At 72.1% G+C, this 10,947-nt stretch carries 11 protein-coding genes and 1 pseudogene; 7 read left to right on the top strand and 5 right to left on the bottom strand.

Annotation, left to right across the window (positions count from 1 at the left end):
• On the top strand, nt 1–429 hold a 429-nt coding region (locus ACFTZL_RS32710; protein WP_382590164.1), incomplete at its 5' end, for a LysE/ArgO family amino acid transporter.
• A gap of 83 nt (nt 430–512) precedes the next feature.
• Nucleotides 513–1,805 carry an MFS transporter gene (locus ACFTZL_RS32715; protein WP_382590166.1) on the top strand — a complete coding sequence of 431 codons (1,293 nt, stop codon included), beginning with the start codon at nt 513–515 and terminating at the stop codon, nt 1,803–1,805.
• Nucleotides 1,806–1,818: 13 nt separating this feature from the next.
• Here the strand turns inward: ACFTZL_RS32715 and ACFTZL_RS32720 are convergent, their stop codons facing one another.
• The 3 genes and pseudogenes from ACFTZL_RS32720 to ACFTZL_RS32730 form a co-directional block, all read right to left on the bottom strand.
• The gene (locus ACFTZL_RS32720) at nt 1,819–2,274 is read right to left on the bottom strand and encodes a cyclic nucleotide-binding domain-containing protein (protein WP_382590169.1); all 456 of its coding nucleotides are present in this window, start codon (nt 2,272–2,274) and stop codon (nt 1,819–1,821) included.
• 315 nt (nt 2,275–2,589) lie between these two features.
• Nucleotides 2,590–3,574, bottom strand: a pseudogene (locus ACFTZL_RS32725) (aminotransferase class I/II-fold pyridoxal phosphate-dependent enzyme); the annotation flags it as partial.
• 112 nt (nt 3,575–3,686) lie between these two features.
• A complete protein-coding gene (locus tag ACFTZL_RS32730; protein WP_382590172.1) occupies nt 3,687–3,908 on the bottom strand; it encodes a hypothetical protein in 222 nt (73 codons plus the stop codon).
• Nucleotides 3,909–4,181: 273 nt separating this feature from the next.
• On the opposite strand from ACFTZL_RS32730, the gene ACFTZL_RS32735 reads away from it, so the two are divergent.
• From ACFTZL_RS32735 to ACFTZL_RS32755, 5 genes are all read left to right on the top strand, one after another.
• Nucleotides 4,182–4,616: an ATP-binding protein gene (locus ACFTZL_RS32735; RefSeq protein ID WP_382590175.1), complete on the top strand. Its 435-nt coding sequence runs from the start codon at nt 4,182–4,184 to the stop codon at nt 4,614–4,616.
• A gap of 202 nt (nt 4,617–4,818) precedes the next feature.
• Nucleotides 4,819–5,682, top strand: a complete 864-nt coding sequence (locus ACFTZL_RS32740; protein WP_382590178.1) for a SigB/SigF/SigG family RNA polymerase sigma factor — start codon at nt 4,819–4,821, stop codon at nt 5,680–5,682.
• A gap of 29 nt (nt 5,683–5,711) precedes the next feature.
• Nucleotides 5,712–5,948: a DUF5133 domain-containing protein gene (locus ACFTZL_RS32745; protein WP_382590180.1), complete on the top strand. Its 237-nt coding sequence runs from the start codon at nt 5,712–5,714 to the stop codon at nt 5,946–5,948.
• Nucleotides 5,949–6,116: 168 nt separating this feature from the next.
• Complete coding sequence (locus ACFTZL_RS32750; protein ID WP_382590183.1) at nt 6,117–6,956, top strand: DUF1206 domain-containing protein; 840 nt, start codon at nt 6,117–6,119, stop codon at nt 6,954–6,956.
• 28 nt (nt 6,957–6,984) lie between these two features.
• Nucleotides 6,985–7,419: a hypothetical protein gene (locus ACFTZL_RS32755; protein ID WP_382590185.1), complete on the top strand. Its 435-nt coding sequence runs from the start codon at nt 6,985–6,987 to the stop codon at nt 7,417–7,419.
• A gap of 12 nt (nt 7,420–7,431) precedes the next feature.
• Here ACFTZL_RS32755 and ACFTZL_RS32760 read toward each other — a convergent pair whose 3' ends face one another.
• Together ACFTZL_RS32760 and ACFTZL_RS32765 are read right to left on the bottom strand one after the other, a co-directional pair.
• Nucleotides 7,432–9,675 (bottom strand): FUSC family protein, encoded by a 2,244-nt coding sequence (locus tag ACFTZL_RS32760; protein ID WP_382590188.1) that lies wholly within the window; start codon nt 9,673–9,675, stop codon nt 7,432–7,434.
• Nucleotides 9,676–9,758: 83 nt separating this feature from the next.
• On the bottom strand, nt 9,759–10,947 hold a 1,189-nt coding region (locus ACFTZL_RS32765; RefSeq protein ID WP_382590191.1), incomplete at its 5' end, for an NAD(P)/FAD-dependent oxidoreductase.

The raw sequence follows: 10,947 nt of genomic DNA on the forward strand, positions 1-10,947 counted from the left end.
GTGGTGGTGACGTGGCCGGGCGCGCTGACGGCGGTCGGCTGGATCGGCGGCGCGTTCCTGCTCTGCTACGGCGCCCTGGCCGCCCGCCGGGCGTTCCGGCCGGGCGGCGGCGCGCTCCGGGCGGAGGGGGAGGCGGCCGGGTCACGCCGCCGGGCCGTGCTCACCTGCCTGGCGATGACCTGGCTCAACCCGCACGTCTACCTCGACACCGTGTTCCTGCTGGGCTCCGTCGCCGCCGACCACGGCCCAATGCGCTGGACGTTCGGACTCGGCGCCGTGCTGGCCAGCCTGTGCTGGTTCACCGCCCTCGGCTTCGGCGCCCGGCTGCTCGGCCGTCACCTGGCCAAGCCCGCCGCCTGGCGCGTCATGGACGGCCTGCTCGCCGTCACCATGATCGTGCTCGGTGCCGCGCTCATCGCCGGAAGCTGACCCCTCGGCTCCGGAGCGCTCGGCGGCCGGTGGGATAGTGATCCCCGGCCGGGTAGATGTAGCGAGCATCCAGGAAGCGGCGAGTGGACACCAGCGAGAGCAGGACGCAAGAGCAGGATCCGGCGCCGGAGGCACCCCGGCGCCGCGGCTGGCGGCGCTGGGCCATGGACACCCGCCCCCTGCGCCGCCCCGCCTACCGGCGGCTGTGGGGCTCGACCATCGTCACGGCCGTCGGCAGCCAGCTCACCGCCGTCGCCGTGCCCAAGCAGGTCTACGACATCACCGGCTCCTCGGCGTGGGTAGGCGCGGCGAGCCTGGCGGGCCTCGTGCCCCTGATCGTGTTCGCGCTGTGGGGCGGGGCGATCGCCGACAGCATGGACCGGCGCAAGCTGCTGCTGATCACCAACAGCGGCATCGCCGTCACCTCGCTGCTGTTCTGGCTCCAGGCCTTCGCCGGTCTGGAGTCGGTGGCCGCGCTCATGGTGCTGCTCGCGATACAGCAGGCCTTCTGGGGCCTGAACGCACCGGCCCGCACCGCCTCCATCGCCCGGCTGGTCCCTGAGGACGAACTGCCCGCGGCGGGCGCCCTCGGCTCGACCGTGATGCAGACCGGCCAGGTGGCCGGCCCTCTGCTCGCGGGCGCCCTCATCCCCGTGATCGGCCTGCCCGAGCTCTATCTGATCGACGCCCTGGCCCTGTGCGCCACGGTGTGGGCGGTGTACCGGCTGCCGTCGCTGCCGCCCCTGGACGGCACGGGAAAACGCCGCGCGGGCGTGCGGGAGATCGTCGCCGGCTTCCGCTACATCTCCGGGCACACCGTGCTGTGGCTGTCGTTCCTCGCCGACATCATCGCCATGGTCCTCGGCATGCCGCGCGCCCTGTTCCCGCAGCTCGCCGCCCAGACCTACGCGCCGTACGGCGAAGGGCTCGCGCTGGGCCTGCTGTTCGCGGCGATCCCCATCGGCGCCGTGCTCGGCGGACTGTTCTCCGGAACCTTCTCCCGGGCGCGCCGGCACGGCTGGATGGTCATCGGGGCGGTGGTCGCGTGGGGTGTGGCCATCGCGGGCTTCGGGCTGAGCAGCAGTCTGTGGGTCGGGGTGGCGTTCCTCGCCGTGGCCGGTGTGGCCGACATGGTCTCGATGGTCTTCCGGGGGGCGATCCTGCTGTCCGCCGCCACAGACGAGATGCGCGGGCGCATGCAGGGCGTCTTCACCGTCGTCGTGGCGGGCGGCCCGCGCCTCGCTGACGTGCTGCACGGCACGGCGGGCTCCGCCTTCGGCCCCCGCACCGCCGTCACGGGCGGCGGCCTGCTCGTCGTCGCCGTGATGCTGGCCCTGGCCGCCGCGGTACCGGCACTGCGCCGCTACCGGATCTGAAGGCTCACAGCGCTCACAGCGCTCCTCGCCGGTGCAGTGTGTACTGCTCCATCAGCTTGCCGCGGGTCATCTCCAGACGGTGTGCGAGCACCTCGGCGACCGACCGCACCAGCAGCAGCCCGAGCTGGGAGTCCTCCTCGCACAGCTCCAGCACGGCCGCCGCGTCGAACTCGTAGGCCCGCACGGGACTGAACGCCACCGCGCCGAAGTCCCAGGTGTGCGGCGGGAACAGCCAGGACCAGCCGAGCAGGTCGCCCGCGCCGAGGCTGGCCACGGTCACCCGTTGCAGGGAGTTGACTTCCTGATCCAGGGAGACGGCACCGGAGCGGATGACCCAGAAGCGGTCGGCCGCGGCGCCCGCCTCGAAGATGCGGGTGTCCTCGGGGAAGGACACCTCCCGCGCGAGCGTCATCAGACGCTGCCGCTGGGGCGGAGGCAGGGCGGTCAGGAGTTTGATCGCTTTGGTCATGACGCGGAGCTCCTCGCCGGGCGGTCGACTTCCGGTGCTTTCTCCCTACGCCCATTTCAGCCGCTGGCGGGGACTCGGGCACCTCGGCGTGCCCAACTTTCTCCGGGCATGAAAAAGCCCTGGCTGGACGGGGGAGACCAGCCAGGGCCGTTAGCGGTGATGGGGAGGACCACGGGTTCGACTCCGCCACCACGTATGAATGAACGATAAACCATCCGAAGGTCGAGTGCGCACCCCTGACGGGTCGGGTGACCCGTTTCACGTCGGAGTCACCGCGCGCTCTCGGCGACGACCCGAACCGTATCGAGCTCCGGGCACCGGCTCGGTGAGACGCTCACCAGGGAGCACGGCCGGGATACCGGGCGGATATGGCGTGATCATCTCCGCCGCGACCCGTCCGGCCGTCTCGGCCACCGGCGCGTCCTCGGCCGGGCCGAAGAACGCGTCGCGGGGCAGCACCGCCTGCTCCATCCGCAGCCCGGCCGGCGACGGCACCTCCACCCGCGGCGCCCGGGGCAGATCCCGCGCGGCCCGCGCGAGATCGCGCAGCGCCTCCAGTAGCTGCCCGGTCGTCTCCCGGTCGTCGCCGTGGGTGATCTGCATGCCGATGCGGCGGTGGTCCACCAGATGCGCGTCGACGTGCCGGTGCTCGCGCAGCCAGTCCGCCGCCTGGAAGCCCGTGATCCCGAGCCCGGCGAGATCGATGACGCCGGGCAGCGGGTCGAAGTCGTCGGACAGTCCCGGGCCGCAGAAGTCCCGCCGGTCGTTGACGTGCAGCCCGTCGATCTCCTCGATGGCGGACCGGACCTCGGCCGGGGGATCCAGTCCGCAGCAGCGCCGGCGGGACCAGGTCCCCCCCCCGCAGATGGAAGACGGAGCCCAGCTCCAGGCCGCTGCCCATCTTGTGGATGCTCGTCACGCGGATGTCCGCGCCCGCGTCCATCGCCCAGGACGGCAGAGCGGCGTGGAACGGCAGATGCGCGCCCCACGCCTCGTCCACGATCAGCGGTCACGTACGCCGGTGGCACACCTCGGCGATCGCCCGGAGGTCCGCGCAACCGCCGTACGGCGTGGGGCTCGTGACCAGCGCGCCCCGTGCGTCCGGGTGGGACTCGAAGGCCCGCTCGATGTCCTCGGCGGACGGCGGATGGGCCAGTTTCCTTTCGGTGTCCCAGCGGGGCTCGACCCGGACGGGTTCGATACCGGCGTGCACCGCGTCGGCCATCAGCTCCTGTGCCCGTTGCAGTACCCGGCCCCGGGTGAGCCGGTCGTTCAGACCGCCCGAGGCCAGCACGTCGCCGTGGAGCTTCCAGAACCGGTGCCCGGGTGTGGTCGACCGTCATCCGCGCCGGGTTCCCGGCACGTCTCGTCGCGATCGGCCTCTGTCCGGCACCGGGTACGGGCTCTCCCGGTCAGCCCTCCGGACTGTGTTTGCCCGGAGTCAGGATCTCGTCCAGCACCCTGACCACCGCCTCGTAGGACATCCCTCGTACCGTCGCGTCCCTGGCCCCCTTCGGGTCGGTCGCCGCCAGTTCCTCGCTCCTGGTATGCCACGTCCGCTCCTCCCGCATCGCGCAGGTCCTCGCGCGCCGGATACGCCGCAGCAGTTCGTCCGAGTCCACCACATCGGTCATGCACCCCGCCTACCCACGCAGCGCGCTGAGATGGCATCGACTGGCGGCCGTTCGGGCGCTTTTCGACAGGAGGAGGCGGACTGGAGGTTTGCAGGTGCGGGGAGAGGTCAGCCGAAGAGAAGAGGCCCGCGGCGCTCGCGAGGTGCGCGCCCCGAACGCCGCGGCAGGTTGAAGGAAGCAGCGGGCACCGTGAGCCCCAGGCGTGCCCGTGCGGACGGCCACGGAACGCGGGCCGGACCCGGCTTCCGTCTTCACCGACCAGGGAGCTGAAGGATGTGCGACGAGCACATGATCGAATCCGTTTTCGGGCCGCTCGGCGCGGACCGGACCCGGCCGTGCAAACCCGCCGAGGCGCGCCGGGCCGTGGAGCGAGCCGTGGCTGAACGCTGCCGCGACACGCACACCCCGTGCGACGCGGACGCCCTGTCCGACGCGCTGCTCGTCGTCTCGGAGCTGACGACCAACGCGATCCTGCACGGCGGCGGCGTCACCGACTTCCGGGTCGACGTCGACGGCCCCGGCGTGCGACTCTCGGTGAGCGACCGCAGTGACGCACTGCCCGTGACCGCGCCGCCCACCGATCCGCACGGACGGCTGCGGCACGGGGGCCACGGCTGGCCCATCGTGTGCAGGCTCTCCCGTGACGTCCGCGTCTCGGACCTGCCCGCCGGCGGCAAGTGCATCACCGCCGTCGTGCCCCTCGCCTGAAACCCGGGTGCCGGCTCCCGGGCAGATTGCACAGCAAAGTGGAGTTTGTTCCACCGGGGGCAGGGCAGTCGCAATCTCGTGCTTCGGACCGGAGGCGCGCCAGCGGGAGCGGTATGGCTGCCCCGGAGGCCCTCCAGGCGATCCGGGCAGCGACTTTTCCCGCGGTAGACCCTGAAATCACCGTTGTCAGGAGCGAATCCGCATGCTCATCGACACGCCCACGAACCGCCCCGACACGCCCGGAACGACGACCACCGCCGCCCGGCGGCGGCACGACGACGCCCCTGACACCGCGGCCCTCTTCACCCGGCTGGCGGAACTGGAGGAGGGTCCCGAGCGGGAGGCCGTCCGTGACGAACTCGTCGCGCTCTGGCTGCCCATGGCCCACCGCATCGCCGGCCGCTTCCGCGACCGCGGAGAGTCGCTGGAGGACCTGAAGCAGGTCGCGGCTCTCGGTCTGGTCAAGGCCGTCGACCGGTTCGACCCGAGCCGGGGAGCCTTCGAGAGCTACGCCGTCCCCACCATCACCGGCGAGGTCAAGCGGCATTTCCGGGACCGCATGTGGGCCCTGCGGGTGCCCCGCCGTGTGCAGGAACTGCGCAACAAGGTGCGGGTGGCCCGCCGTGAACTCACCCAGAACCCGGGCAGCCCCGAGCCCTCCGTGGCGGACCTCGCCGCCCGCACCGGCCTGACCGAGGAAGAGGTCGGCGCCGGGCTCGAAGCGCTGGAGAGCTTCAGCACCCTGTCGCTGGACGCCGAGCTCTCGGCCGACGACGACGGCTACAGCCTCGCGGACACCCTCGGCGCGGCGGACGCCTCCTACGACGTCGTGGTCGACCGCGAGTCCGCCAAGGAGGGCCTGCGCCGCCTGCCGGAACGCGAACGGGCCATCCTCTACATGCGCTTCTTCGAGGACATGACGCAAAGCCGTATCGCCGACCACCTCGGCATCTCCCAGATGCACGTCTCCCGTCTCATCAGCCGCAGTTGCGCCCGCGTGCGCGACGAGGCCATGGGGCAGCGGACGGGCGCCCTGGACAGCGGCGGCACCTCCACGACGGCCTGACCACCCGACCCACGAGGAGCGAGAACCACATGCTGAGACCCCATCCCGCCGTGCTGCGCCGCCTCGTCGACGAGTACGAGGCGCTGTTGTCGGCCGCCGGGGCCGGAGGCGCACCGGCGGAGGCCGGTTGGCGAGCACGCGACCTGGCGTACACGCTGTGCGTGACCACCGGTACCCGTGACATCGGGCGAGCCCTGGAAGTCGCTCACCAGTGGCTCGCGACCGCACCCGCACCGGCCCGCGAGACCGCTGCCCTGGTCACCTGACGACGGGTGGAATGGGGCCCGGCCGACGGCATCAGCCGCGGCCGGGCCCCTTCGCATGCCCGGTCCGGCCGGGCTCTCCCGGGGCAGCCAGGCCGGAATGCGCTGGTCCGACGGCCGGCCGGGTGTGTGGCCGCCGAGCCGGGGCATCCGGAACGCCGGGAGGTCGACATGAACACGAGTGCGCTGGCACAGAACGGACGGTTCCGGGCCCGACGGGTGGCACGGGGTTCCGTTACGGAGGGGGCGGCACGGGCGGGACTCGCCGCCCGGGGCGTGATCTATCTGCTCGTGGGCGCGCTGGCGCTGCAGATCGCCTTCGGCGACACGAAGGAGCAGGCCGACCGCGGGGGAGCCCTGGCGGCAATCGCGCAGAAGCCGTTCGGAGCGGTGCTGCTGTGGGCCCTGGGCATCGGGCTCGTCGGCATGGCCCTGTGGCGGCTGTCCGAGGTGTTCTTCGGCTCCGTCGGACAGGACGGCCGCAGCGCCCGCAAACGACTGATGGCGGGGGTCCGCTTCGCGTTCTACGTCTTCGTCGCCTACTCCGTGCTGTCGTTCGCGGCCAGCCGTGACCAGAGCGGCGGCGGCTCCAGCGACCAGCAGTCCCGGGACGCCACCGCCAGGGCACTGGAGATACCCGCCGGGCAGTGGCTGGTCGGCGCGGCCGGGATCGCGATCGTCGGCGCGGGCGGGTGGATCGGCGTACGGGCGGTCCTGCGCAAGTACCACGACAAGCTCCGGCTCGGGCAGATGGGCCCCCGCACCCGGCGGCTGGTGGACGTCACCGGCGTGGCCGGCGGCGCCGCCCGCGGGCTGGTGTTCGCCGTGGCCGGTGTCTTCGCCGTCCGGGCCGCGATCGACTACGAACCCGACAAGGCCAAGGGCCTGGACGACACCCTGCGCACCTTCGCCGACACCCCGCTCGGCCCCTGGCTGCTGGTCTGCGTCGCGGCCGGGCTCGTGCTGTTCGGGGTGTTCTCCTTCGCCATGGCCCGCTGGCGACGCGTCTGAGCCGCGTCGTGCGGGGAACACGTAGCCAATGAGCGATTCCGAGATTCCGCATGGCGACGACCGGCCCGTGGACATGTACCTGGACCTCCTGCGCATCCGGATGGACACCGAGGACTACCGCCTCCTGATGCGCGTGGTGGAACCGGTTCTCGAGGCGATCGACGAGGAGCGCCTGTCCAGCCTCGACTTCGCGCTCGACTCAGGGGCCGGCGACGAACTGCCCCAAGAGGTGCGTGACGAGGTGGCCCTCGTCATCGCCACCGCCGTCACCGGCCGCCTGGACAACGAGGTGGTCGAACTCGACGTCGACGAGACCGGCCCGGTCAGGATCGTCACGGACGCGACCACCGCGTCCGACCCGGACCGGCTCGGCGAGATAGCCGACTACATCAAGGAACGGCACAGGCAGACCGAGGAGCTCCGGGGCATCGCCGAGGTGAGTGGACTGCCCACGGACTTCTGAGCGGTACCGGCCTCAGCCCCGGGGTTCCGCCACCGGCACGCCCAGCGGCCGGGCCAGGCCCACCACGGCCTCGTCCAGCCGCTCCAGGTGGCGCAGCACGCGGTCGGTGATCCGGCCGTAGCGCGGTGTGCCGGCGTCGGACCCCAGCAGTGAGGCGATGCTCGGGCCGGTCTCCACCCGGGCCCCGGTGTGCTCGTCCTCGACCCGGGCCGCGATGGTCCCGATGTTGCGCACGGTACGCGCCGCGGCCCCGCGCAACCGCGGGTCCGCCGCGATCGAGGGATGCGTGGGCAGCAGCTCGGCGGTCGCCGCCAGCGTCCGCGCGTGGTACGCGCACGTCTCCAGCAGTGCCACCACGTACCGGGCCGTGTGGCGCCGGGCCCGCAGCGGCGTGACCGGGTGGGTCAGCGGCTGCGTGGCGGCCCGCAGGTCGGCCAGCGCCTGGTCCAGGTCACGCGCCTTGTCCAGCAGCTCGTCGGCGGGCCCGCCGCTGAGCTGCCCGACCGCGGCCTCGGTGACGTCGGCCAGCCGCTCGAGCACGGTGCCGAGCAGCTCGTTCGTACGGCGGTCGGTCCGCACCGGCAGGACCAGGGCCGCCGCGACCACGCCGCAGGCGGCACCGAGAGCGGTCTCCTCCACCCGCAGCACGAGCACCTCGAGGCTGTAGGTGTGCAGCAGCGTGTACAGCAGCCCCAGCATCGCCGTGACGAAGAACGACATCAGCGTGTACGACAACGGCGCCGAGTAGAACATCGCGAAGATCAGCACCAGCACCAGCGCGAACGCCGTCCAGGTGTGCTGCCCGACCAGGCCCGCCAGCACGATCCCGGCCACGACGCCGAACACCGTGCCGAGCAGCCGCCGGTAGCCCTTGACCAGGATCTCGCCCGTCGAGGCGGTGTTCAGAAAAACGATCCAGCAGGTCAGCACCGCCCAGTACCAGCGCTGTGTGGACAGCAGCTCGCCGCCCACGATGGCCAGCGTCGAGCCGACGGCGACCTGCACGGCGGCACGGGTGGTGGGCCGCCGCAGCCCCGTCTCCTCCTCGGCGGCCGGCTCTTCGCCGCCGCCGTCGATCGCGGCGTCCTCGGCGTCCAGCTCCTCGCGGGAGCGGGCCGTGGCAGGGGTGTCGTCCGACTCGTCCTGCGGGCCGTCCAGCGCGATCCGCAGACCCATGACCGCGCGGGCCGACTCGCCGATGCCCCGGAAGACGTCCTGGACGGCGGCGGGCGCGGCCGGGAGGTTCTCCTCGTCCCGGTAGCCGAGCAGCCGGTTGCGTACGTGGGCCAGCGCGGTGCCCGTATCGCCGCTCCCGGCCCGCAGCACGAGGGTGCGCAGCGCCTGGAGATCCCGGCGGAGCGTGGCGGTGGCCTCGTCCGGCACCGCCGGCGCGCTCAGCGACGGCGCGGGCGCACCCGGCAGGTGCAGGGTGAGCGTGTCGGCACGCTCGGCGCTGCGGGCGGTCAGCAACAGCAGACCGAGCCGCTCGGCGGCGATCTCCGCGTCCGCGACCCTGCGCTGCACGAGCCGCGCCACCGACTCGTCCGGGGTGCCCTCGTCCAGCTGCGCCTGGATCATCATCGCCGTCTCGTGCAGCCGCGCGGTGCCCTCGCGCACCGCATCCAGGGCCTTGTCCATCTCGTCCCCGTCGGCGTCCAGGAGGTCGAGCTGCGCTGCCACCAGCTGGGCCAGCCGGGCGCGGAAGGCCAGACGCAGCCGCATGAGGACGCCCGTGGGCGTCGCGGGCACCACCGCGAAGCGCATGACGGCACTGGAGCAGAACGCCACGGTCATGACGCCGCACAGCGCGGGCAGCGAGGAGACGGTGACGCCGACGAACAGGGACAGGAAGTAGATCTGGAAGCCGATCAGCCCCAGCGCGGTGCCACGGTCGCCGAACCGGCGGCCGTAGACCGCGCAGAAGATCAGGACGACGAAGAAGATGTCACCGACGTAGAGACGCGCGTTAAGAAAGGCACCCAGGGACACGGAGGCCAGCGCCACCGGCAGCCCGAGCGCCAGTGTCACGGCCTGAGGTCCGAGCTGCTTCTCCCGGATGGCGAAGGTGGCGACCATCGCCGCCATGGCCCCCGCCACAAGCTGGTGCACATCGGCCCCGAACAGGCTGAGCACGGCCAGGGTGAGCGCGATCGCGCCGACCGTGCGCAACCCGGCCGTGAGGCGCAGCAGCCCGGGGTCGGACGCCGCGATCCGGTCCCGCAGTCCTGTCCACACCGAACGTCCTGCTGCCCTCACGCTGCCGCACTCTCTCCCGACCCACACCAAGATCCGCATCTCAGCATGTCATGCCGGAAACGGAAGCTCCCCTTCGGCCCTGCCTACTCCCGCCGGCCGGTCCCCTCGATGTGCTCCCGCACCTGTTCCGGCGTCAGATAGGCGTCCGTGTACTCGAAGTCCTTCAGCCGGGCGGCCTTGCGGGTCTGGAAGCCGGTCCGCACGAAGTCGTCGCCGGCGACCGCGTTGAGCAGCCAGTTCGTCATGACCCGCGTCTTGGCCACGTTGGTGCGCAGCGCCGACCAGTGGTAGCCGCGGGCCACGGCCTGGGCGGGCAGGCCGCGCAGTTCGATGCCCAGCGGCTTGGAGACCGCGTCGGTGCCGCCGAGGTCGACGACGAGCCCGAGGTCCTTGTGAACGTAACGCTGCATCGACTGCCCCCGCAGCGCCGCGATGACGTTGTCGGCGACATGCTTGCCCTGCCGCAGGGCGTGCTGCGCGGTGGGCGGGCACATGGCGCCGCCGTCACCCTTGGCCAGATCGGGCACGGCGGCCGAGTCGCCGAGCGCGAACACCCCGTCGTTGCCCGGCAGGTTCATCTCGGGGGCGACCGCGAGCCGTCCCTTGACCGTCTCGGCGCCGAGCGTGGCGATGAGCGGGCTGGCGACGACCCCGGCGGTCCAGATGAGCGTGCGGGTCGGGATCACCCGCCCGTCGGTGAAGGTGACCTCCTCGGGGCCCGCCTTCGCGATGGAGACGCCCAGGGAGATCTCGATGCCCCGCCGGCGCAGGATCTCCTGCGCGCTGCTGCCGAGCTTCTCGCCGAGCTCCGGCATCAGCTTCGGCGCGATGTCGATCAGATGCCACTTGATCAGCCCCGGATCCAGCCGCGGGTAGCGCTTCACGGCGGCGTGCGTCAGGCGCTGCAGGCACGCCGCGGTCTCGGTGCCCGCGTAGCCGCCGCCGACCACCACGAACTGCAGCCGCGAGGCCCGCTCGTCCGGGTCCTGGCTCGCGTCGGCCAGATCAAGCTGCGAGATCACGTGGTCACGGACGTACGCCGCCTCGGCGAGCGTCTTCATCCCGAACGCGTGGTCCGTCAGACCGGGGATGTCGAAGGTACGGGTGATGCTGCCGGGGGCCAGCACGATGTAGTCGTACGGCTCGTTGACGATCTCGTCGGTGATGGTGCGGATGACGCAGACCTTGGACTTCAGGTCGACGCCGACGGCCCCGCCCGGAATGATCCGCGTGCGGTACTTCTTGCTGCGGCGCAGGGAGACGGCGATCGAC

It is taken from the genome of Streptomyces sp. NPDC056948 (genome assembly GCF_042674225.1).
GTDB lineage: Bacteria > Actinomycetota > Actinomycetes > Streptomycetales > Streptomycetaceae > Streptomyces > Streptomyces purpurascens.